Here is a 24,584-nt window from a genome sequence, read left to right on the forward strand (position 1 = left end):
AATCGGATTATGTTAGGAGCAATTATAGGGGATTTAGCTGCTTGGACTTGGGAGCGTGACCCAGCTCTTTTTTATCGAAGGCTCATTGCGCCTGAGGCCCAGATTTCGGAGGTCGGACTAGCTGTGCTTGGCCTTGCAGAGCCTATGCTTCGTTGGTCTTCTGACTTCGAGTGGGAGAGTCTTTATAACCATATCAGAGGGGTCTGTCGTAAAGGCAATATCGCCGATGCCTCTCCCTACTTCAGAGATTGGCTGCAAGCAGGATATCATACGCTCATCCCCAAGAGAGTAAAACGAGTGATGCTCCTTGTTATCCCTCTTATCGGGGGATGGTGCAAAGCATTCTATCGGAATGCTGTTGATAAAGAGCGGATTGTCGCCTTTTCGAGAAAGTTTCACGGAAATAAGGAGGAGCATTACTTCTCGCAGTTGGCCGAGGTTATCTATCGTTTGCGGCAGGGAGCGACAAAGCACGAAGCTATACAAGGTGTTCATTATCTCAAAGACTGGAGTCTCCTCGACCCAGAAAGCCCTCTTGGCTATGCCTACCATGCGTGGGAATGCTTCAAGAAGAGTTGGGATTTTACCTCCGCTCTTCACAATGCGATGAGATGCCCCTATGGTGACAAACACCTCCTAGCTGCCTTAACCGGGGCTATTGCAGAGGCAATGTACAGCTGTGAATATGGGTTTATTAGGCGGAAGTATAGCCTTAATAATGACATCCGTTTTGAGGTGTCTATTCCCGAAGAATTGGGGCGATCATATCGGGATGAATTTGCCTTGATCAGTTCACATAAAGACCTTGATCGGGTTTTCTTTCCCAAGAATAGGGCACTGACGAATGTAGAGCGCTGGCTGTGGTTTGACCTTCCCAATATCTTTGTGGATCGCCTCTTGAGGCCAGAGGAATACCAACGCATTCGCCTATCTCATGATACGGATTGGGAGGCTCGTTATGGTATTTACCTCGATGATGGTTGGTACTATGTCTATCGTAGTGAGATACTTCTCAATCGCTTTCTGATCGAGCAGGCGACAGAGAATACTTATCGCATCTCGCGAGTGCAATACTGTCGCAACCATCCACAGGGGAAAACGTATCAAGCTCTCATCGAAGCACTTCGGGAGGATGGCCTGGATATGTCTGATTGTTCGCTCATAAATGATTCCCATTTCGTGTGACTACGGCGTGCAGTCTCTGATGATTCGTGAGCAAATGTGGGCAAATGAATGAGATTATTCAATGGGGTGTCTCGCTACCATCAAATAACCTCGAAAGTACTAATTCACTTTGTTAGCTCTGATTAAACTTCTACCATGCAGTAGTAAAAATCTGCATTGGGGTTGCAACCCTAAACTCTAGAAATCTTAGGCTGTACATCTTCAGCATTTCAGCTAACTTTCCCAGCCCTCTCCCCCAAGGGAGGTCACTAACGCACAGAAAGGGTAAAAAGAAAGGCGCCCATCAATGAGCGCTTTTTCTTTTAGGTGTTGTGTCACTACCGGTTGTAGTCGGATTCCTATTTGCCGATGCAATATATTTACCTCTCTATCAATTAGGCGATTAGCCTTTTAATCGGTACAAATACCCCTTAAATAAATGGGGAAACAGTTTTATCTCACTGTTTTATAGGGATTTATATACTTGTACCGCATGGCTTAGTTCTCAGTCTTTCAATCTTCTTTTGGGTGTTGCACTCTATAAATCAATAGATTACAACACCTCCCATTTGTACTTAGCACGCTTGCTCACTGCAAAAGTACCCATTTCGGAGCATATCAAAGCAAAGTGATGCAAGGAAAATATCATAGTCCTCCTTATTGGGTATAATTCCTTCTTTCATTGAAATAATATCCCCGAAAAGGGTATAATTGATTTTTTATTCCTTATATTTGCTACCGATAAGGTATATAATGACTTTGAGTGGAAGAGTGTAGTGTACATATTCTCAGTCATTATTCATAATCAACTCAAGAGATGATATACAATAATTATGGATGAAAATCTACGACAATTAGCAGAGAGCATACTCACAGATCTCACCCAAGATGCTCCGATAGCAAATACCATGCTGAAGGCCAAAGTCTTTGCATCCAAGAAGAATGATAAGGATTTACTGTCTTGGATAGAGCATGAATTGAATGGATATGAGGAGAACCTTCCGAAATACAGATTACTTAATGCTGGGGTAAAGGTGGATATACATCGTGGATTCCAAGAAGTACTGGGCTATAACTACCCTGTGGGCATGGTAAAAGACGAGAAAGTCAGAGAGCGCTTGTTGCATCTACCTATCCATGGATCAATATCTGAAGTTGAAGAGCTCAGTACGAAGTCTGGTGAAGGAACCATACACATTGATATACCGATAGAAATATGGTATCATCACATGAGACATTGCATCAACGGCGATATCCAGCGAGCATATCAATTTGCTACAGTGGCCTCTGTCAAGCAAATCATGGTAAAAATAAAGTCTTTATTGATAGATTATTTCCTCAAAATAGACAAGGGAGAGTCGCTTCCCTTCCTCTCACTCATAAAAAAAAGAAACGCCAACAATGCAGATAATAGCAGGAATCGTAAACACCGGCTCGGGGAATGTAACAGCAAATGGTGCAACCATAATATCTGGTGCCAATATCAGCATAAACAAAGATAATCTTCCAGAGTTACAACGTATCTTGTCGTGCATTGAAGAAATAATGAAATCTCTTAATTCGGACGACTATAAAGAGATATCGGAAGAGTTGAAAACTGAAATAGAAAAGGATAGCCCTTCACGGAATATCATCAAAAGAGGGCTTCAAGCCATTAATGGCATAGCATCTGGCATCGTTTCTGGAGTAATAGCTAATCAGGTCTCGCCACTCGTGACATCGGCAATAGCATTATTATAGACTCAAAAGAATATCCCCGAAAAGGGGTATAATACATTTATATTCCTTATATTTGCCACTGATAAGGTATATAATGACTTTCTCGGAGTGAGCCGTGCATAGTGATATGCCTTGAATATGTACCCAAAAGAGACAAAATGGGTACATATCCTTGGGACGTGTACCCGAAAACGGCATTTGGGGTACATATTCGGAATGTGGAACTTCAAGCAAGCGATGTAAGATGCAAGCGAGGACAATCATAGCGCAGTATGTGAAAGAGATGCGCAAGAAATATAAACTAACACAAGTAGACCTCTCCGAGAAAGCAGGAGTGGGGCTACGCTTTGTGCGTGAACTAGAGCAAGGCAAGACCACGCTTCGCCTTGATAAGGTCAATAAAGTCTTCGAACTCTTCGGCTCAGAGTGTGGACCTGTACCCATGAAACGAGGAGGAGATGATGTATGAAGCAGGCTATTGTTTATTGGAAGACGCTCAAGGCAGGCGTTCTTACAGAAAGTGATGAGGGCTATTCCTTTGCTTACGACAAGAACTATCTGACTATGCCTGAAGCTCAAGGCATTAGTCTAACGATGCCTTTGCGAGAGGAACCATTCCAAAGCAATACGCTTCATCCATTCTTTGACGGACTTATCCCTGAGGGATGGCTGTTAGATATTGCTCAGAAGAATTGGAAGATAGACGCAAGGGATCGAATGGCTTTGCTTCTGGCTTGTTGCCGAGACTGCATTGGAGCGGTAAGTATCGAACCTCTAAATACGACTGAAGATGACGAATAGATGCCTATACTGCTACGAACCTTTGGTTGATGGAGAGATGGATTACCATGCCAAGTGTTGTCGCAAATTGTTTGGGACGCCCCAAGCTCCTATATTGCCTTATACAAGTAGCGAAGTACGAGAGTTGGCTGACGAGGTTGTTCGTTCGCAAACCACAATGACAGGAGTACAACCCAAGCTATCTCTCGACTTTGACCAAATGAGCAATTCGCCCAAGCGATTTACCATCGTGGGCTTGTGGGGACGGTTTATTCTTAAACCTCAAACAGAGCGTTATTCGCATCTCCCTGAATTGGAGGATGTGTCAATGCACCTTGCAGAGATTGCCAAGATAGAAACAGTTCCTCATGGACTGATGCGATTCAGCGATGGCGAACTATGCTATATCACTCGTCGCATAGATCGAACAGGGCAAGGGGAAAAGCTCCCAATGGAAGATATGTGTCAGCTTTCAGAGCGTTTGACGGAGTATAAATACAAAGGCTCACACGAGCAGATAGCCAAGCTCATCTCCAAGTATAGCTCTGTGCCAAAACTTGATCTTGTCAAGTACTGGGAGCAGGTGCTCTTTTCGTGGCTGATAGGTAATGCCGATATGCACCTCAAGAATTACTCGCTCTATGCTCCAGAGGGAAATGAATATCAACTCACTCCAGCTTACGACCTGCTGTCTACGGCACTTGTTATTCCTGAGGATACAGAAGAACTTGCATTGACCCTCTGTGGCAAAAAGCGCAAACTCACCCGCCAACACTTCCTCGAAGCAATGATAGCCTCAGGTCTGGATGAAAAAGTGTGCGACAACATCTTTGCTCGCTTTGGGCGCATCCTCCCCGAATGGGAAGCCTGCATCCACCAGAGCTTCCTACCGAAGGAGATGCAGAGACAATACATCGAGCTTATTAATCTCAAAATCAACCAAATTTAAGAATGGAAAGGAAATATCCGTCTTGGGAAGTGTTTAAAGCAAAGTATCCAAGTGAACAGCTTCAACGAGATCGTTTCGAAGACTTAGTTCGTTCTCTATTCTGTGATAGATTTGGACTAAAGTATGGCATTTTTCAGTACCGGAATCATGCAGGTAATGAAACACAAACGGTTACTCAAGGTCTAGATGTCATAGGGTTTAATGCAAAGTTCTTCGAGAAGGAAATTGATGTAGGCCAAATTATAGGCTCCATTGAAACAGCCCACCAACGACATCCAGAGCAAAATAGGATGATAATATATACTAACATCCCATTTGGTAATCCTCCTAAAAATAAGGAGAAAACCTCAGCTCAGCAGAAGGTAGAGGAACACGCCTCGTCTGTGGGTATCACTGTTGAGTGGATTATGGACAAGATGATACTCGACCATGTGATAAAACTAGATTGGGTATATGATTATTTCTTCGCATTGGAATCTCCTTTGGAGCAAATATTAGAGTCCGAAGAATCTAATGCAAAGGCAATACTCGCCCCAATTCGTACAGCTCTATCCTTTAATGGAGACGTTATCAAGATTGATTACACTCAGGAGGAAACACGAGTACTGGATGCTATAAAGGAAAGGAGGCATATTGTCGTCTACGGAGAAGGAGGATGTGGAAAAACAGCCCTATTAAAGTCTATCTACGAAAAGAGAGGTGATTCTATGCCTATTTGCATTAGAAAAGCACAGGACATAAAGAATATAGGCTTAGATAGGCTATTTAATAGCGACATTGATACTTTTCTTAAAGTCTACAATGACGCCAGTACCAAAGTTATGATAATTGATTCTGCCGAAAGGATACAAGGTATAGATGATACGTCTACATTTGAATCATTTATCACAAGGTTAAATGATGCTGGATGGACATTCATATTCACAGTACGAAGTGCTTACATGGGAATCCTCCTAGAGGATCTAGGCTTCTCTCACAATATATTTCCCGAAACGATTCAGGTTAGTTCATTAATGAGAGATAAATTGATTTCATTAGCCGCTAATCACAACTTTAAACTACCAGAAAATGAAGCCTTTCAGGATAGACTATCTACTCTGTTCTACCTAGATTACTACTTAAGGCTATATAGTACCCTTAAGAAAGATGATAGTTACTCTAAATTTTCCGAGCGTATTTGGAGAGAAAAAATATCTGGTAAAACAACGGCTAAAGGGCTGGACATCAAAAGGGCTCAGACGTTTGTAAAATTTATAGCACACAGAATCTCAGGCGACATCTTCTATCTTAATGATAATCTCTTCGACCCTGAAGTAACTCAGTTGTTGATTGATGATGAGGTGCTAGCTCGTAATGATTATGGGCTTTTCATTACCCATGATATATATGAAGAATGGGGAATAACTAAAATCATTAGTGATACATGGAGAGACAGGACATCTGTAGAACATTTTTTCAACTCTCTAGACAAGTCCTATCTAGTGAGGAAGACATTTAGACAATGGCTTATAGAGAGAATCGAAACATCCACAGAAGATCTTGAGGAGCTATTAAGTAACAGCTTTTCCCCACAAATAGAGTCGCTTTGGAAAGACGAGATACTCATTGGTATTATGAGCTCTTCATACGCTACTGCATTTCTAGCCAAACATCAAGAAGTCCTACTGGAGAATGACGCCAAACTATTAAATAGAATTGTATTCCTGTTGCAGCTTGCTTGTAAACGTCTGAATAAGGTCATTGAATATAAAGGCAGAGAATACCCTCTATACGTCCCAATGGGAGCAGGCTGGGAGGCTGTGATTTCTGTTTTGTATCAATTGAAGGACAGAGACATTCCTTTGAAATACAAATTCAAAGTATTGAAAGAGTGGGTAGCAAATAACGATGAAGGTCTGGCCACAAGACAAGCTGGATTACTTGCACTTGCAATCTGGGAAACAACAGAATGTGACGATGAGCATATTTATGATGAGAGTCTAGTACAAGACTTATCCGAGATCACTTTTAAATCAGCCAAAGAGATAAAGGCGGAGCTCAGTAATCTTATGAAAAAGATAGTAGATAATAAGTGGAACTCATTTGAAGACCCTTATTACGAATGGATCCATTATATCCTCTCAAGACCTCTTGATGCTCAGTCGTTAATTAGAGCTATCCCCGAAGATATATTTCCATTGATGGATTTATTCTGGAGGTATAGTAAGCCTAAAAACCGACCCAGAGGACAGTTAGCGGACTATCTTGACTATTCTCCTTTGGACGAGAATCTATTAGGTCTTAATAAAGAATTAAATTACTCTTATGGTAGTCCATGGGCATGCCAAACCCCGTTATTTGCTCTTTTAACAACCAATAAATACTGGCAAGCCTTAGATTATATCATCGACTTTACTAATGACCTCGTTGCACGAATATCTAAAGATAAGCGTAGAAATGAGCAACTAAACAAGGTGAAAATCTACCTTAGACATGGGAAGTCTAACATACAGTATGGTAATTACTCACTTTGGGGGCTATATCGTGGAGCTGTTCACATTACCTATCCATATGTTATGCAATCTATGCATATGGCCCTAGAGCGAGTTCTGCTAAACCTTGCTGATGATAAAAAATGCGATGACATAGTCAAGGCTTCTTTTGATCGGATCTTAAGTCACTCAAAGTCTGTATCACTAACTGCTATAGTAGCCAGTGTTGTTTTAGCTCACCCTGAGCGATATAGTGAATATGCCACCAATCTATTCAAAACAATCGAATTATTCCATTGGGACAATATGAGGAGTTTTGATGAGTCCCTATTGGCCTCAACTTATGGTTTATCTCATGGTCATTATTTGGAGTGGATTATCCAAGAGAGAGCAGAAACTCTTAATCAAGCTTTTAGGAAAAAGAGCTTGGAAGCCCTGTGTGTAGAGTATCAATACACTAGAAGTAGTAATACCGATGAAGAGGAACACAACAAGCTGATCAAAGAGATACATACGGTGTGCGATAAACACTATAATGACATACAAACGCTCTCTGATGGTGAAGAAAAGAGGACTAAATTGATACTACTCCACAGACTAGATCGGAGAAAACATAATCCTCAATGCTCCGAAATCAGCGAAGGTATTCTTATAGATATGAACCCTCAGCTACCTGATGAACTAAAGAGATTTAGTGAAGAATCGAATAATAATTTTAGAGAGCAGACACGTTCTGGGCATCTGTGGATTTGGTGTTCAAAGAAATTTGATGGGGAAGACGTATCAGTGTATCAACAATATGAAGAAGAACCATTAAAAGCTATTGAAGATGCAAAGAATATACTTGCCCAGATTGAGTCAGGGCAACCTTTGCTGCCACTAGACGACTCTATACCTGCTGGTGTTGCTGGAACTATGTTGGTGTTTTATGAACATTTGCTTACAAAGGAAAACCTATTATTTTGCAAGCAGGTAGTTGAAGATAGTGTGTCTTCTATACTTAGTTCTAGATATCGAATACAGTTCCCAAATAGTTTAGAAGTATGTGTTCGTGCTTTGCCTATTCTCATTAGACTATTCACTGAGAATAAACTCAGCTATGTAAATATGCTGGCTTCAGTTCTATGCATTCATGATAATGCTGGAAGAAAGCGTATCTGTGATTATGCAATCGAAACTATGAGGCTACACAGAGACGAGGAATGGTACAATACGATATTGGCTCATTATATTGCCATTGCTAGTGATCAGAGTCAAGAGATCACAGGACTCATAACCTTTAGTGGCAATCTAGGAATACATATAAATGCTTTGAGTCTGGAGGTTGCAGAAGTTCTATTTGAGTTATTTCCCTACGGAACAGAAGATATTCTGTATAGGCAGTTTATCAACCAACTACTTCCTCGCTTTGCAGGGACCCTTGAGCCTAAAGATTATCATGCCCATTCATTGGAATATAAAGAACGGATGTGTTTATATCGTTCTTTGGCATACCACGCACTGCACCTCAAAGAGGAGGATTTAAGAGCGTTCTTAGCTCCATTTATTGAACATCTTAATTGCGATCGTAACTGTGCAGATTTTATTCGAGAGCTTGTTAGAGCCGAGATCGCTTTGAAGACTGGGGCTCAGTTTTGGGCAATTTGGCAGTATTTTTATAACAAGGTATTGGCTAGATGCGTTGATCATCATGGGGAGGTTCTACAGGTATATCTCCTTGCGGATCGCTTGTCTACACCAGAAACGCTAGAATGGCACAGCTTCGACGACAATAGTCTTTGGCTATATGATAATGCATCACAGGATTGTGGAGATTCTGCTACGACAATGTATTCAATAGCCAGAAATCTCAACTATTTTGCTCGTAAATTTGAGAGCAAGGGGATAGAATGGTTATACGCAATGGTGTCAAAATATCCTTCAATAGACCTTCAGGGAAAAGAGTCTGATACCATCTTCTATATGGAGAGGTTCATCGGCGAAGTCATACGGAAGAATCGCTCGGAGATAAGAAAAGACAAAAGCAAGAAATCTAAACTGATAACCATTCTGACCTTTATGGTTGAGAGGAACTCTGTGCAAGCTTTCATGCTAAGAGACACGATTGCATAGATATGATAAACGAGTAGACTTATAGATGTAAAGTAGCAAGTGCATTAGGAACGTTCAAACTAGGGTATCTAGGATCCTGCATTCCTAATGCACTTGCTCTCTATTTCAGCTATATGAACCTATTACAGGCGGCCTGTACTCTCAAGGTCGGTAATCGAATAAGCCACGAAATAGAGATATAGAGCCACCAGCATACCGACAGTGACTTGTACTTCAGATTCGCTCGCCTCGGGGGCTAGATGCGACTCTTCGTTGCGCCAAGCGCGTACACGATCGAGATGCTTAGAGAAAGCCTGCCCAACCTCATCGGTACGATACCTCAAGCCCCTAAGACTATCAAAGGCGAAGATACACTCGGCGAGTCCAGCTGATTTGGTGGGCGTCTTAGGGTTACGAGGCACGTCCTCGCTGTGGATGAGATAGTATAGCTTCTTGAGGAAGGTCTCGTACTTCGTCAAGAGCGAATTCAAGTATGTGCGCCTATCCATCGCCTCTAGAGCCTCATTGCAGTATAGATTGCCTAGAGCTGTCTTGGTCAGGCCATCGACCTCATCAAGCTGAGGGATACTGCTCTCTCTGAGAGCATATGTAGGAGGGAGTCAATGACCTCTCTAAGCGGACGTATCTGCCCAACTAATGGAGCAAATATCGGCTCGAAGGCTTCGTGTAGTCGCTCCTTGAGTGCCTCCTCGTCATAGACAAAGCTAGAGGTACGAGCACTACGCTCGGCTATAGATGCGCGAGAGGTCAATGAGGTCACCCGAGGTATCGGTACGCACGAAGTTCGCCAAGATGTCTCGTACATTGTCCGTGAAGCCATCGAGATAAGCTTGGAAGGCTGTGCCAATTTGATCGGGAGCTCCGAGCAAGAGCTCTAGGGATAGCCCAGAGGTATTGAAGAAGGTGAGCCCATGTTGCTACATCAGACTACGGGGCTTCATGCGACGCATAGTCTCGGGTTTATCACGCATTGGTTCTAGCTCCTGCATGATGCTGGCACGGTGTAGGTCGAGTACGCAGTCTAGGCGGCGCAAGAGCGTAAAGGGGAGGATGACATCCTCGACCTCGGCATCGTCGTAGAGGTTGCGGATAATCTCTTTAATATCCCAAATGACATTGGCAAGTTCCTGTTCGGTCATACGATGGTTCTAATTCGTTATATAGAACAAAGATAAAAAATCTTGAGTGGCTGACATGACCTCGCCTCAGGCTAAGCCTAGCTTCTCAAAATTACGAGCCTAGGCTTTCCATCCATTCACTCCCGCTCTGAGCCTCAAGTGTGGACTAGGTAGGAAGTGCTATGTGCCTTAGATAGATTGTGAGCTGACTCCTAATCTAGGGGGGCTCTTCGGATAAGAGTAGGTAGAAATAATTCTAGTGGGCCATACTACGCGGAGATTTAGAGATACCACAAATACAGACCTCTAGCCTAATATATCCCAAAGCATATCATTATCTTTGAGATATATAATCCTCTCAATGAGTCTGAAATGATTCAAGATAAAACATATGAATATAGAATGGACTAAACTCAGGTCTTATAATGGAGACCAAAAGAATGCCTTTGAAGAACTCGTTTGTCAGCTGGCAAGAGCAGAGACCATAGAGGGTAAGCAGAAGTTTGTAAGAGTAGCTGCTCCCGATGCAGGAGTTGAGGCCTATTGTATCCTAGATAATGGTGATGAATTTGGTTGGCAAGCTAAGTTCTTCAACTCCATGGGGGATTCTCAATGGAATCAACTTAAAAAATCGTTTGAAACAGCTCTATCGAAGCACCCTCGTTTGACAAGGTATTATATCTGTATTCCACTGGATAGAGCAAATGCAAGAATTAGTAGTCGAAAATCTTTATTGGATAGGTGGAATGAAAGGGTTACTGCTTGGACAAAGATTGCTCACAGGCAAGGGCGTAAGATCGAGTTTGAATACTGGGGTGATTCGGAGATATTTGATAGATTGAGCAAATCAGAACATGCTGGTCGACGGTACTATTGGTTCGGTCAAGAGGAATTCTCCGATAGTTGGTTTAGTCAGAAGTTAGAAGAAAGTATTTCTAATCTCGGTGTGCGTTATACACCTGAACTCAATTTTCAATTGCCAATATCAAGGAGTTTGCAAGGTTTATCAAGGGATAAATGTTTTCAATTTCAATTTGATACGTGTTTTCGTAAACTTCAGACAGAGTTCAACAATCATATGTTGCGAATGGGTATAGTAGAGCTTCAAGCTGAAATACAAGAAATCTATCTATTATATAATGAAATTACAAGCCTTATTAATCAGATTGATTTTGTAGAAGTTAGCATTATTCCTCAAGACCGATTGACTAATCTTTTAGATGCCATACGAGACAAGATAAGTACTCTGATAAATAAGCTTTATGAATATGGGGCAAGAAAATCAGACCATGGAGAGGGAGCATCTAGTATTCATTTTTCATCCAAGCACGACTTTGAGATTAATAAATTGGAAAAACTAAAAGAATCGATTCTTCAATTTAGAAAGTTTATTAGTAGCTCATCTGTCGACTTATCAAACAGACCGATTCTTATTTTGCGTGGAGAGGCTGGTGTAGGTAAGTCACATCTACTAGCCGATATCGCACGAAATCGGAAAAAACAAGGGGCGTATACACTGTTACTCCTAGGTCAGCAATTTGCCACAACAGAAGATCCTTGGACTCAAATAAGAAAACTTCTACAGCTCCAGTGCGATAGAGATACTTTTCTAGGAGCACTTAATGCTAAGGCAGAAGCATCTGGAGCAAGAGCTCTCATACTCATAGATGCGATCAATGAAGGGCAGGGCAAAAATATTTGGAAGGATCATATCTCAGGCTTCATTACTGCTCTCAAGAGATTCCCTAATGTTGGACTCGTTTTGAGTTTGAGAACATCCTACGAACAACTCCTCGTTCCCAATATAGATCGCTTGGGGGTAACTAAAATCATGCACTCTGGCTTCTCTGGATATGAATACAATGCTTCTAAGCTGTTTTTTGACAATTATCAGATTAAACAGCCAAGTATTCCTCTGCTTCATCCAGAGTTCTCAAATCCTTTGTTTCTCAAATTATTCTGTGAAGGACTATTCAAAAAAGGGCTTCACGAAATTCCAGATGGGTATGAAGGGATTAGCAGTATTCTAAACTTCTATTTAGATGTTGTAAATGAGAAAATATCTGACAAGTACAATTATCCACGAAAACTTTTTTTAGCTCATAAGGTTCTGAAAAGAATAGCAGAAAGGATTGCAGAGACGAACAACTCTTACCTGAGTTATGAGGATGCTTTCAGTTTTATTGAAAATCTTGAGGATGCGAAAAGTATTTTAGACAAATCTCAATTCTTTCAAGATTTAATCTCTGAGGGACTATTGACTGAAAATATCTATTGGGATAAAGGAGGTAATCCTATTGAGGGCATATACATAGCTTACGAGCGGTTCAGCGATCATTTGATAGCCTCCTACTTGTTAGAAAAATATTTAGACAAAGGAAATCCAAAGGGAACATTCTCTGATAGGAATAATAAACTGGGATGCGTCCTATGGGATCGGCATAGTGCTTATCACAACAAAGGATTAATTGAAGCTTTGTCTATACAATTGCCAGAGAAAATCGGACTGGAACTATATGAAGTAGCTGAGCATGCGAAGGCATTCAAGCCTGTTATTTCGGGTTTTATCGAAAGCATTATTTGGAGAAAGAAGGAGACTCTTAGTGATAAGCAAATTAGCTACATTAAAGCAACTATAGTAGGCTCCGAGTATGAGAAAGGCTTTATAGACACAATTTTATTGGTTACCTCTAATCCTGGGCACTACTTTAATAGCGATTTCTTGCATAATGTTCTTGCTCCTCTTTCTATGGCAGACCGTGACGCTTGGTGGACTCAACTAATTCATGATATGTACCCAGGTGATTCAGATACTCCAACGACGATTCGGCGCATTATAGACTGGGCTTGGATTGATGATATTAGAGAAAGTCTATCAGATGAATCAGTCAGATTGATGAGCCAGACAATGATATGGTTTTTGGTAAGCTGTAATAGGACATTACGTGATTCCTCAACAAAAGCTCTAATTTGTCTGCTTAGAGATAAAATACACGTGTTGATGCAACTTATGGAAAGATTCAAGGAAATTAATGATCCTTATGTTCTCCAACGAATTTATGCAGTTGCCTATGGTTGTGCCGTGCGGACAGGCAATATAGAGATTCTAAAGCCATTTGGAGAATTGGTATTTAAATTGATATTCAACACAGAAGAGGTTGTTCCCGATATCCTTTTGCGAGACTATGCCAAGGGTATAATTGAGTACGCAGTTTTTAAAGGACATAAATTTGAGTTTGATTTAGATCGGATTCGCCCACGATTCAGAAGTGAGCTACCCGATAGTTTTCCTTCAAACGAAGATATCGATCGCTATGAGTTTGGCCATGCTCAGAAAGGTTTTACAGGAGTAACCAATATCATAAGCTCTATGACCACGGAATATGGACGTGGAGTTGGTGGCTATGGGGATTTCGGTAGATATATTTTTGCTAGCGCCTTGTCTCATTGGGATATAGATGTAGATGGATTAAGCAATCTAGCAGTCCAACAGATTGTCGAGAAGTATGGCTATGATATAGAGAAGCATGGAAGGTTTGATCAGAGCATTGGCTATATGGGACGACACAGCCACCATGAAGAAAGGATTGGTAAAAAATACCAATGGATTGCTTTTCATGAGTTACTAGCGAGAGTTTCTGACAATTGTACCTTTTCCTATAATCGATATGGAAATAACCTAGAACCTCTATATGATGGGCCTTGGGAGCCATTTGTTAGAGATATTGACCCAACTATAACACTCCGCAGAAATGAAAAGAAAAAAACTGCAAAGAACTGGTTCCCTCCCTTATCTTATTCAAACTGGGAGCATTCAAATAGAGATTGGGTACACTTGAAAGATGATCTATTAAATCCAATAGACCAAGTCTTAGTTGTTGATGAACACGGAGTAGAGTGGCTTGTTCTGAATATGCGCCCAGATTGGAGAGAACCAGGTCCTTTAGATGAAAAGGAGAGTGATAGTCTGAAGAAGAGACTAGTCTATGACTTGAGTAGTCATATCGTCCACAAAAAAGATCTTCCCAAGATACTTGGTTACTTGGAAAACTCTAATCTGAGAGGATGTGGACTATCTGAAAGCAAGGTTCGATACGAAATGTTTAGTCGAGAGTATTATTGGGCATCTGCTAATGATACTTTTAGATCAGAGTATTACGGTGGTAATAACTGGGACAACTTTTACGATAGACGTACAAATCGAAAGTTTATTTGTAAAGTGGCAAAGACTGCAATCCAACATTTATGGGAGAGCGAGCATGACTACTCCAAAGATGAGTCCATTAGTTTCTATAAGCCTTCAGAACTCGTTTTTTGTCTACTTAATCTACAGTATACAGATGTAGAGGGAATACTTGCCAATGCTGAAGGAGAAGTAATTTGTTTCGACCCTAGCATTGAGTATAACATGCCTAAATGTTTGCTAGTAAGAAAAAAAGACTTCTTAGAAACCCTTGATGCCAATAATCTAAGTGTTTTTTGGAGCATTTTGGGAGAGAAGCAAGTTCTCGGATTTTCTATTAAACCAGGATGGGCGGGAAAACTAAATATCTCAGATTTAGTCTATTTTGAGTCTGGAGAGTTCAAAAGTAGTTCATACTATAACATAGAAGAGAATGACTCAGAGGAATAAGTATCCTGAAGTATATCTTTTGAGATGTTGTAAAGTTCTTGACATATAATTCGGTCTTCCGTTCCTAATAGAACAAAAATAGGAAGAATAAGGCAATCGCCTAATGGCATTCGTAGGATGCTATTAGGCGGTTTATTGTTTTAGTGTTTCAGTTGTTGAGAGAGGGCTTCTTGCTCTTGAGAGAGACGTTGCTGTTGAAGGTGTAGTTCGGCTTGGCGTTCGACTGCGAGTTCGTAGTTCGTGACACGAGAGCGGAACTTGCGGATGCTGTCGTCTGAGTCCTCAGCCGAGAAGAGGCTGTCAAGACTGGCGATGTTTGGCTGTGTATAGCCGAGCTTCATTCGTAGGATACGATAGCGGAGAGCATGACTATCAAGGGTTTGATTGACACCATAGAGATGTGTCGCCCAACCAATGACGCAGGCAAGGACAGCAACCATCACACCCCATATGAGCCATTCTGCCCAGCGTTTGACATAGAAAAGGTAGTATTTGGAGAGCTTTATTTCGGGTGTAGTTTGTTTAGTTTGGAGTTCTGTCAAGAGTTTGTCGGTCGCTTCGTCTTGACTTATCCGCACCTCGGCAATGCCTGACTTCATTTCGTGGATGCTCTCTCCAAGTTTAGCAATCACTTGACAAAGTTCCTCTCTAAATTGACGATGAAAATCCAGCTGTTCCTCTAAAATCTTGGCGATTCCTGCGAGATTTTTCCTGTTCTCAACTTCGCCTTGTGACTCTGTTGGTTGTGGTAAATTGGAGATACTCGTTTTGAGTTCTCTATTCTGTTGCTTAATTTCTTCGAGTACTTCGAGGAGGACGTTGATTTGGTCGTTCATAATCTTCAGCGTTTTAGTTTCTTATTAACTTGATTTCTTAGTTTACGCTGGAATACGAGTTCTGCGACATCTACGGCAGGTATATTGCTGTCGAAAAGCCCCTCGCCAAGGGCTTCTATGGATTCTCACTCACTTCTCCGATAAAACTTTCAGTTTCAGAGGTGGGGAGTGATGAAGAAAGAGCTTGTTTTGCATTCTCATTTCACTCGATATGATTATCCTATCTTATTCCATATTCAACCATATTCAACTTTGTCTAGTATCTCGGTATATACGAGAGAGGCTGGAGGATTGGAGAGCTACGTGCGGTACAAATAAGGTACAAGAATGAGCGAAAGAACGGCTCTGAATGATGCCTAACGCACAGGACGGGCAAAAGAAAAGGCACTCATAATGAGTGCCTTTGTGATTTTTGGTGATACTTGATTATCGTTGATAATCAGAAGTTACTTGCCGATGCAGAAGTGAGCGAATATGGAGTGGAGCACCTCCTCTCCGGTGATGGTGTGACCCGTGATTTCGCCGAGCGCCTCGAGCACGAAACGGAGGTCCAGCGTGATAAAGTCGGCCGATACGTTGGCATCCAGAGCCTCCAACACAGTCCGAAGATGGGTGGCGGCCTTCTCTAGGGCGTGCAGGTGCCGTTCGTTTGTAATCAACGTTTCTTCTTCGGTATTGCCCTCTTGTATTCCGCTTTTCTCGAGGAGTAGCTCTTGTAACTCTTCGAGTCCACGCCCCTCTTTTGCCGATAGTAGGACGGGCATCTGCCGGAATGCCAAGCTAACCTCTGAGGCTAACGCCTCCAGCTCTTCCTCAGTTAGAAGGTCGATTTTGTTGAGGAGGACGAGTCGATTTTCGGGGGATAGCGGCAGAGAGGTGAGTTGCTCTAGAGACGGATTTACCCCTTCCTTCTGTACACGTAATGCATCCAGGAGGATAAGGCTGAGGGCGGCATCTTCTGCCTTTTGTAGCGCTCGCTTTATTCCCAGCTGCTCGATAGGGTCTTGGGTATGGCGCAGGCCTGCTGTATCTATGATGCGGAATAGCACTCCCTTTATCACCAGTCTCTCTTCGATGCTATCGCGAGTGGTGCCCTCTATATCGCTTACAATGGCGCGATCCTCTCCCAGTAGGGCGTTGAGTAGTGTGCTTTTACCCGTATTGGGTTGTCCGATAATGGCAATAGGGATGCCCTCTTTGAGGTGTTTCCCCTGGGTAAAACTGCCAATGAGTTGCCCGATGCGTTGTTGGATAGCGGTGGCAAGAGTGCGCAAGGCCTGGCGATCGGCAAACTCAACATCCTCTTCGCTGAAGTCCAATTCGAGCTCGAGCAGCGAGGCAAACTCGAGTAATTGATCGTGCAGAGAACCTAATTCTTGACTTAATTTTCCCCTTAATTGCTGCAAGGCAAGGCGGTGCTGGGCGGCACTCTCGGCTGCGATCACATCCGCAACGGCTTCCGCTTCGGCTAGGTCTTGACGACCATTGAGGTAGCTCCTGAGGGTGTATTCTCCCGGTTGTGCCGGGCGGCATCCCTCTGCCACAAGCCAGCGCAGGAGCGTTTGTACGATGTAGGGGGAGGCGTGGCAGGATATTTCCACGAGATCCTCACCCGTATAGGAGTTGGGTGCCTGGTAATAGGTCACCACCACTTCGTCTAAGATTTCTCCCGAGCGACTTATCGTTCCGTAGTAGGCATGGCGGGGAGTCCAACTATCTCTATGGGGAGAGAAAATCTGTTGGAGGCAGGGGAGAGCCTGACTGCCCGATACACGGATGAGGGCAATGCCGCCACCACGGCCCGAAGCAAGGGCGCAAATGGTGGATTCGTCGGTGAGATGATCTAGATTCATGAGGCTTGGGAGAGAAGAGAGGCGATGCGTTGCTGCGCTAGGGGATGCACGAGTGTGGGGGCAATAGAGGCCAAGGGCTCCAGCACAAAGAGGCGCTTGAGCATCTGAGGATGAGGGATTTGGAGCCGATCACCTTGCTCTATTACCTCTTGATTATATAACAGAATATCAATGTCGATGGGGCGATCTTGATAGGCTTCGTGGGGGAGGTGCTTGTGCCTACGCCCCAGAGCTTGCTCTATGGCTTGCGTCTGAGAAAGCAGTTCGAGAGGCGTGAGAGGCGTGTAGACAGCTACTGCCGTATTGAGAAAAGGGTGCGGAGAGCTAAAGCCCCAAGGTTCGGTTTCTATGTAACGAGCAATGGATGCAATAGAGCCTACTTCGTCCCTTATCTTGTGGATAGCAAGCGATAGCAACTCCCATCTCTCTCCTTGATTGCTCCCGAGAGATAGGTAAACCAAACTAAGCGGAGCCAATTTCTCCATCAAAGAACCCCCTTCTATCTAGATAATAAGCATGGCATCGCCATAGGCTCCGAAGCGGTACTTCTCTTGCTTTGCCACTTCGTAGGCGTTCATAATGTTTTGGTATCCTGCCACAGCAGCTGCGTTCATGAGAAGGAGCGATTGCGGCATGTGGAAGTTGGTAATAAGGGACGTTACAAATTCGATAGGGTAGGGAGGATAGATGTACTTATTGGTCCAGCCATCGAATTCCTTTACATATCCATCGGTGCTTACGGCGGTTTCGAGGGCACGAAGTACGGAAGTACCCACTGCTACGATATGCTTCCCTTCGTCACGGGCTTTGCGAGTAATTTCGCAGCATTCGGGCCCGATGAACATCTGTTCGTTGTTCTTTTTGTGCTTAGATAGGTCTTCGATATCTTGATTTTCGAAGTTGCCCAACCCATTGTGTAGGGTAAGGTACGCAAGACGGCAATCCGCAATTTCTAAGCGTTTGAGTAGCTCACGACTAAAATGCAACCCTGCTGCAGGAGCAATAACAGCTCCCTCTTCGCTGGCATAGATGGTTTGGAAGCGTTCCAAATCCTCTTCGGTTGCATCTCGCTCCATGTACTTGGGTAGAGGAGCTTCGCCCAGAGCGTAGAGGTACGACTTGAACTCTTCGTGAGAGCCATCGTAGAGGAATCTGAGGGTACGTCCGCCATTGATTGTATTGTCAATAACCTCAGCCATGAGACCATCGTCGGGCCCAAAGTAGAGTTTGTTGCCGATACGGATCTTACGAGCGGGGTCTACAAGTACATCCCATAGCTTGATTTGGGGGTTGAGTTCTCTCAAGAGAAAGACCTCTATCTTGGCATTTGTCTTCTCTTTCTTGCCGTAGAGGCGAGCCGGTATTACCTTGGTGTTGTTGAAAACGAAAGTGTCTCCCTTTCCGAAGTATTTGAGGATGTCTTTGAAAATACCATGTTCGATAGAGCCATCTTTACGATGTAGGATCATAAGACGGGACTCATCTCGGTGCTCTACCGGATGTGAGGCGATCAATTCCTGGGGAAGGTCGAAGTCGAACTCAGAAAGTTTCATAGCTATCTTAGTATTTAATCATTATCAATATAGGGGGAGCAGAGGGGAAATTAGCCTTTCTACTCCTTTTAGTTTTAGGGGCAGATGCTACTTCGAAGTAGGGGGGACAATGGGGTCGAATCCCTCTTCGTTTAGTTCTGCATGGGCTAGAAAATCGGGCAACTCAGCCAGGGTGAGACTATCCTCTACCCGTACATTGCCCAGCTGCGTGCGCCGTAGAGCGGTGAGGTAGGCACCACTTTGGAGCCTCTCCCCAAGGTCTCTAGCGAGAGAGCGTATGTAAGTGCCTTTGCCACAACTCACCCGTAGAGTTGCATAGGGAGGCTCGAAACTTACCACCTCTAGCTCGTGAATCGTAATGGGCTTGCCCTCTAGTTGGCAATCCTTTCCTTTACGTGCAAGGTCATACGCACGCTTGCCTCCCACGGAGACGGCTGAAAATATAGGGGGCACTTGCAGCGTTGTGCCGAGGAACTCCCGAAGAGCCTCCTCTAGCATCTCCCGAGTTATATGCTCATAGGGGTAATGGGCATCTTCGGGGTGCTCAAGATCAAAAGATGGGGTAGTGGCTCCAAATTTGAGGGTGGCCACATACTCTTTTCTGTCGAGCATTAGTTGCTCTATTTGCTTGGTGGCTCGCCCCGTACAGAGGAGGAGTAGCCCGGTTGCCTTGGGATCTAATGTACCCGTATGCCCTACCTTGATTTTCTTGAGTCCAACCATTTGCTTGACCATGATGCGGAAGCGATTAACCACATCAAAGGAGGTCCAATCGAGGGGTTTGTCTACGGCAATAATGCTCCCCGACCTGAGGGTAAGGGGTGCGATAGGCTTGCCATCTTGCGTGCGAGTATGCAGTACTATTTCGCTCATCTTTGCGCTATGCCCTCCCTTAATCAATCGTAAGTTCTACCCCACAAGCCAGTAGGGTGAGGATGAGAATCCCCACGACAATACGATAGTATCCGAATACCTTAAAGCCATAGCGTGTGAGGAAGTTGATGAAGAATCGTATAGCTACAAGAGCGAGAAGGAAGGCTACTACATTGCCAATAAGCAGGGTCTGCCAGTTCTCGACAAAGATGGCTGAGCCAAAGCCTTTGTAGAGTTTATAGGCTTTGAGTAGGGTAGCGCCAAACATAGTGGGGACGGCCAAGAAGAAAGAGAACTCGGCAGCCGTTCTACGACTCAGACCCTGTTGCTGCCCTCCCACGATGGTGGCCATGGAGCGAGATACCCCCGGTATCATGGCAATACATTGGAAAAAGCCGATCCAAAGAGCATTGCCAAAGGTAATCTTTTCCCCTTGAGATTTGCTGAATAGGCGGTCTACAAAGACCATGAGTACGCCACCAAGGAGCAGCATCGTTGCCACTACCCAAACACTACCAAGTAGGGCATCAATTTGCTTTTCGAAGAGCAAGCCCAGCACCGCAGCAGGGAGGCACCCCACGGCGAGTTTGAGGTAGAAGAGGAAGAAGTCTTTCCAACGAGTGGATTTATCACCGGTGGCACCCATCTGTTGCTTCCCGGGAACGAAGAACCTACGCCAGTAGAGAACAACTACGGACAGAATGGCTCCGAATTGAATCATAACCGTAAAGGCACGGCTATAATCGGTACTCTGCATCCCAAGGAGCCCTTGGGTGAAGATCATATGCCCCGTGGAGGAGATGGGTAAGAACTCTGTAAGCCCCTCTACAATGGCAAGGACAATAGACTCTAAGATGGTCATTGGCGAGGCGTTTCTTCGGATTTATTTTTCTTTTTCTTGTCTTGTCTCATGATGGCATAGATCATAAGTACAAACCCTATAAGGCATACTGCAGGTGCTACTATAATGCGACGAGCCGAGAATATAGCCGGGTTAAAGCTGATACCATCCTCAGAGCCTCCGCCCATCATTAGGATAAAGCCTATAGCTACGAGGGCTATAGATGCGAGCATAAGCACGTAATTCTTCTTGCCAAAAATCATATATTGTATGGATTGATACTTAGGGAGATGCTTTTCTCTTTCGGATAACTTGCCCTCTCTCTTACGAGGTGAGGTGCGAAGAAAAAGAGAGAAGCTGCCCCCTTATCTTGTTAATTTCTTCTTTAGCTTAGCACCATGCGACCTCCATCCATCCGGATGTAACGGCGAGTGGCAAAGAGTGCCGTGATAAGGGATAGTAGCATCCCGAGAAGGGGAAGAGCTATCATCACAATGGCACAATGTAGATGGGAGAGATAGCTTATGGCTTGCTGCATGTAACGATCGGCCCCCCAGAGAGAAGCAAGCAGCAAGACTACGGCAATACAGCCACCCCACAGGCCGTTCATCAAGCTATAGAGCAAAAAGGGGCGGCATATAAAACCAAACTTTGCCCCTGCCAACGTCATCGAACGGATCAAAAAACGCTTGGTATAAATCATAAGGTGGGTAGTATTGTTTACCTGTACGATAGCGATCAGGAGCAAGAGCCCGATCAAAACCAAAAGAATGTAGGAAATTTTGCTCATCCTCTTGTCTACCGTAGAGAACATATCTAGCCGGTAGGAGAGCTTATCCACTCCATTTATCGATGCTATGTAGGCATCAACCAAAGGTAGGCTGTCGGGGTCGGTGTATTCGGCATTGAGGTGCAACTCGATAGAGGGGAGTAGAGGATTGTGACCAAGCACCAGTTCCGGATTTTCTCCTAACTCCTCTTCCAAGTCTTTTGCTGCCTCTGCCGGAGAAATATAGCGCACCTCCTTGATATACCTATGTTGAGCTAATTCTTGACTCAAGGCCTCTGCTTTCTCTCCCTCCATCTCCTTGTCAAGATTGATAGTGAAGGTTAGCCCCTCGCGCATTTCGCGCTCCATCCCCTTTTGTACCGACTCAAGAATACCAACCCAACCTAGGATAAAGAGGGGGATGGCAATACTTATGATAGCAATAAATCGAGTGTGAAATGAATACTTCCTCTTCTTGGGATGTGCCATATATCTAGGATTTTCTTACGCTGTCTGTCTCTATTTCTGTTTGGTAAATTTGTTGCTATATGAGACGATGTTGCGAGATACAACGCTCATTTTAGTGCATAACTTCACCGCCTACAAAGTTACTATCTTTTCATGATTCAGGCAATTTTGCTCCCCGGTTGCCCCTGTTGTGGGGGCCTCTTGTGGTTCGTAGTGCATCGATTGCCCACGGCCGGTCGATCCAAAAAAAATCTCCGGAGTGAAAGAAATGGATTAGATTTCCTTCACCTCCGGAGATAATGCGTAGGTATTACTACCTACAAACTCGGGTCTTTAGTTCTCTGGTTCTTATTGCTTTATTAGGCCGTAAGAGCGTGTCATGAAGTCGTGTAGACGCTCGCCTGAGAGCAAACCACGACTCAGAAGAGCGAGGTCCCAAAGCTGTGCAAGCTGGGGGGCACCTTCTGCAAATGCCTTAATAAGGGAGGTGAGTTGCTCGCTCTTTTCGTCGATTGCTTTGGTAATATCACCTCGGCGAGTACGCAGATCCTCTGGAATATCCTCTTCCTTTTTATCTCCGATCTCCTTGACTACTTCGGCGCGTTCATCGTGGAGTTTCTTTAGATCCTCTTGGAGGGACTGAAGAGAATCCTTCGAATTGTTCTTGAGCTCCGAGAGAAGTGTGCGCACGATAGGATGAGAAGCATTGACCACGAGGTTAAACGAATCGGGCAAAGTGCCGTAGAATGCCATCCCTTGTTGGAACTTGCTCATGTCTTTCATACGCCTAATCCACTCCCCTTGGATGAGTTCAACCGGTAGGGCGGTGGCGGAGGTGACCTCTTTCGTTGTTACCTGCACGTGGAAGGTACGTCCCTCTTCTTGCGGAGCCGTTTGAGTGAATAACTTATTGATAAGCTCCTCGTCTTGCTGGTCGAGAGACTCGTTCTTTGTCTCCTCTTTTACGATGAGGCGGTCTATGGTATCGCTATCTACGCGGGCAAAATGCACCTTCTCTTGCTTCTGTTCCAGCATATTCATAAGAGGGAGCGCAAGAGGTCCATCCATCACAATTACGCTGTATCCCTTATCGGTAGCCGCACGCATGGATAGGAATTGCTCCTCTTTGTTGGTGGTGTAGAGGATGCAAAGATTCCCGTCTTTGTCGGTTTGTTGGCTTTCGATGAGAGTGCGATACTCGTCGAAGGTGAAGTATTTGTTGTCGCAATCTCGGAAGAGCATGGAGGGGAAGAGACGATCATATGCTTTATCGTCGGTGAGCATCCCGTAATGTACGAATAGTCCGATAGAATTCCATTTTTCCTCATACCCCTTGCGGTCGTTCTGGAACAGTTCTGCCAGCTTATCGGATACCTTTTTGCTGATGTGCCGTGCGATCTTTTGAGCATTGGCATCATTTTGCAAATAGGAACGGCTTACGTTTAGGGGAATATCGGGAGAGTCTATTACCCCTTCGAGTAGCGTGAGCCACTCGGGTACGATGTCTTCTACATGGTCGGTAACGAAGACCTGATTGCAGAACAGCTTAATTCTATTCTTTTGTAGCTCTACATTGGGTTTAATATCAGGGAAAAAGAGTACCCCCTTTAGGGTGAATGGGTAGTCTACATTGAGGTGAATCCAAAAGAGAGGATCGTCTGAAGTGGGGTAGAGAGAGCGGTAAAATTCTTTGTAATCCTCCTCTTTGAGGTCATTGGGCGTACGTACCCATAGAGGGTTGGTATCGTTAATTTGATTATCCTCATCGGTGGGAACCATCTTGCCATCCTTCCATTCTTCCTTTTTGCCAAACAAGATGGGGATGGGGAGGAAGCGGCAATACTTATCGAGTAGAGCTCCTATTTTTTCTTTTTCTAGGAAGGCAAGGCTATCTTCGTCTACGTGGAGGGTGATGGTGGTACCACGATCGGTACGACTGGAAGGAGTCAAAGTATATTCCGGAGAACCATCACAAGACCAATGAACAGCTTCTGCTCCGGGCTGATAGGAAAGCGTATCAATCTCTACGGTATGTGCTACCATAAAGGCCGAGTAGAACCCTAGACCAAAGTGCCCAATGATGGCGGCTTCGCTCCCCTCGTACTTCTTTAGGAACTCCTCAGCCCCACTAAAGGCAATCTGATTGATGTAGCGGTCAATTTCGTCTCGGGTCATACCTACTCCCCTGTCCGTGATGGTAATAGTTTTGGCATCCTTGTCCAAATCGACGCGCACGGAGAGATCTCCTAATTCGCCTACACTAGTATCGGTACGTGCAATAGTGGTGAGTTTGGTAGTGGCATCTACGGCATTCGATACCAATTCTCTCAAAAAGATATCATGTTCGCTGTAGAGAAACTTTTTGATGATGGGGAATATATTCTCGCTTGTTACCCCAATTTTTCCTGTTGTTGCCATGTTATTTTTTGACGACTGATTGTTTGT

General features: G+C 44.1%; 19 protein-coding genes. 7 read left to right on the forward strand and 12 right to left on the reverse strand.

All coding sequences use genetic code 11. The features are described from left to right. Positions 1-9: 9 nt before the first annotated feature. From Q0090_RS00260 to Q0090_RS00285, 6 genes are all read left to right on the forward strand, one after another. The gene (locus Q0090_RS00260) at positions 10-1,185 is read left to right on the forward strand and encodes a hypothetical protein (RefSeq protein WP_297946213.1); all 1,176 of its coding nucleotides are present in this window, start codon (positions 10-12) and stop codon (positions 1,183-1,185) included. Positions 1,186-1,997: 812 nt separating this feature from the next. Then, positions 1,998-2,666, forward strand: a complete 669-nt coding sequence (locus Q0090_RS00265; protein ID WP_297946216.1) for a hypothetical protein — start codon at positions 1,998-2,000, stop codon at positions 2,664-2,666. A gap of 461 nt (positions 2,667-3,127) precedes the next feature. Continuing rightward, positions 3,128-3,352: a helix-turn-helix transcriptional regulator gene (locus tag Q0090_RS00270; protein WP_297946219.1), complete on the forward strand. Its 225-nt coding sequence runs from the start codon at positions 3,128-3,130 to the stop codon at positions 3,350-3,352. After that, positions 3,349-3,684: a HipA N-terminal domain-containing protein gene (locus tag Q0090_RS00275; RefSeq protein WP_297946222.1), complete on the forward strand. Its 336-nt coding sequence runs from the start codon at positions 3,349-3,351 to the stop codon at positions 3,682-3,684. The genes Q0090_RS00270 and Q0090_RS00275 overlap by 4 nt, the downstream gene beginning before the upstream one ends. Then, a complete protein-coding gene (locus tag Q0090_RS00280) occupies positions 3,674-4,612 on the forward strand; it encodes a HipA domain-containing protein (RefSeq protein ID WP_297946223.1) in 939 nt (312 codons plus the stop codon). The genes Q0090_RS00275 and Q0090_RS00280 overlap by 11 nt, the downstream gene beginning before the upstream one ends. Before the next feature lie 2 nt (positions 4,613-4,614). Then, positions 4,615-9,195, forward strand: coding sequence for a hypothetical protein (locus Q0090_RS00285; protein WP_297946225.1), 4,581 nt, complete (start codon positions 4,615-4,617; stop codon positions 9,193-9,195). A 122-nt stretch (positions 9,196-9,317) separates the two neighbouring features. Here Q0090_RS00285 and Q0090_RS00290 read toward each other — a convergent pair whose 3' ends face one another. The 3 genes from Q0090_RS00290 to Q0090_RS00300 all read right to left on the reverse strand — a co-directional run bounded on the left by Q0090_RS00290 (position 9,318) and on the right by Q0090_RS00300 (position 10,334). After that, positions 9,318-9,683: a hypothetical protein gene (locus Q0090_RS00290; RefSeq protein ID WP_297946228.1), complete on the reverse strand. Its 366-nt coding sequence runs from the start codon at positions 9,681-9,683 to the stop codon at positions 9,318-9,320. A 231-nt stretch (positions 9,684-9,914) separates the two neighbouring features. Then, a complete protein-coding gene (locus Q0090_RS00295; RefSeq protein ID WP_297946231.1) occupies positions 9,915-10,064 on the reverse strand; it encodes a hypothetical protein in 150 nt (49 codons plus the stop codon). A gap of 48 nt (positions 10,065-10,112) precedes the next feature. Next, entirely contained in the window at positions 10,113-10,334 is a 222-nt protein-coding gene (locus Q0090_RS00300) for a type I restriction-modification system subunit M N-terminal domain-containing protein (RefSeq protein WP_297946234.1), read from the reverse strand. 370 nt (positions 10,335-10,704) lie between these two features. Between Q0090_RS00300 and Q0090_RS00305 the strand changes: the two genes are divergently transcribed. Beyond that, positions 10,705-14,946 carry an ATP-binding protein gene (locus Q0090_RS00305; RefSeq protein WP_297946237.1) on the forward strand — a complete coding sequence of 1,414 codons (4,242 nt, stop codon included), beginning with the start codon at positions 10,705-10,707 and terminating at the stop codon, positions 14,944-14,946. A 140-nt stretch (positions 14,947-15,086) separates the two neighbouring features. Here Q0090_RS00305 and Q0090_RS00310 read toward each other — a convergent pair whose 3' ends face one another. The 9 genes from Q0090_RS00310 to htpG form a co-directional block, all read right to left on the reverse strand. Next, positions 15,087-15,782, reverse strand: a complete 696-nt coding sequence (locus Q0090_RS00310) for a hypothetical protein (RefSeq protein WP_297946240.1) — start codon at positions 15,780-15,782, stop codon at positions 15,087-15,089. Between the two features lie 446 nt (positions 15,783-16,228). Continuing rightward, positions 16,229-17,635: a tRNA uridine-5-carboxymethylaminomethyl(34) synthesis GTPase MnmE gene (gene mnmE, locus Q0090_RS00315; protein WP_297946243.1), complete on the reverse strand. Its 1,407-nt coding sequence runs from the start codon at positions 17,633-17,635 to the stop codon at positions 16,229-16,231. Further along, a complete protein-coding gene (gene folK / locus Q0090_RS00320) occupies positions 17,632-18,120 on the reverse strand; it encodes a 2-amino-4-hydroxy-6-hydroxymethyldihydropteridine diphosphokinase (protein WP_297946246.1) in 489 nt (162 codons plus the stop codon). The genes mnmE and folK overlap by 4 nt, the downstream gene beginning before the upstream one ends. 18 nt (positions 18,121-18,138) lie before the next feature. Beyond that, positions 18,139-19,188 (reverse strand): tRNA preQ1(34) S-adenosylmethionine ribosyltransferase-isomerase QueA, encoded by a 1,050-nt coding sequence (gene queA, locus Q0090_RS00325; RefSeq protein ID WP_276774287.1) that lies wholly within the window; start codon positions 19,186-19,188, stop codon positions 18,139-18,141. 87 nt (positions 19,189-19,275) lie between these two features. After that, entirely contained in the window at positions 19,276-20,061 is a 786-nt protein-coding gene (gene truB / locus Q0090_RS00330; protein ID WP_297946252.1) for a tRNA pseudouridine(55) synthase TruB, read from the reverse strand. 19 nt (positions 20,062-20,080) lie between these two features. Next, complete coding sequence (locus Q0090_RS00335; RefSeq protein ID WP_297946254.1) at positions 20,081-20,923, reverse strand: undecaprenyl-diphosphate phosphatase; 843 nt, start codon at positions 20,921-20,923, stop codon at positions 20,081-20,083. Continuing rightward, on the reverse strand, positions 20,920-21,165 hold the full coding sequence (locus Q0090_RS00340) for a DUF3098 domain-containing protein (RefSeq protein WP_297946257.1): 246 nt from the start codon (positions 21,163-21,165) through the stop codon (positions 20,920-20,922). The genes Q0090_RS00335 and Q0090_RS00340 overlap by 4 nt, the downstream gene beginning before the upstream one ends. 122 nt (positions 21,166-21,287) lie before the next feature. Further along, positions 21,288-22,160 carry a permease-like cell division protein FtsX gene (locus Q0090_RS00345; RefSeq protein WP_297946259.1) on the reverse strand — a complete coding sequence of 291 codons (873 nt, stop codon included), beginning with the start codon at positions 22,158-22,160 and terminating at the stop codon, positions 21,288-21,290. Between the two features lie 327 nt (positions 22,161-22,487). Beyond that, complete coding sequence (gene htpG / locus Q0090_RS00350; RefSeq protein ID WP_297946262.1) at positions 22,488-24,557, reverse strand: molecular chaperone HtpG; 2,070 nt, start codon at positions 24,555-24,557, stop codon at positions 22,488-22,490. Between the last annotated feature and the right edge of the window lie 27 nt (positions 24,558-24,584).

Source organism: uncultured Porphyromonas sp., assembly GCF_938023125.1.
Taxonomy (GTDB): domain Bacteria; phylum Bacteroidota; class Bacteroidia; order Bacteroidales; family Porphyromonadaceae; genus Porphyromonas.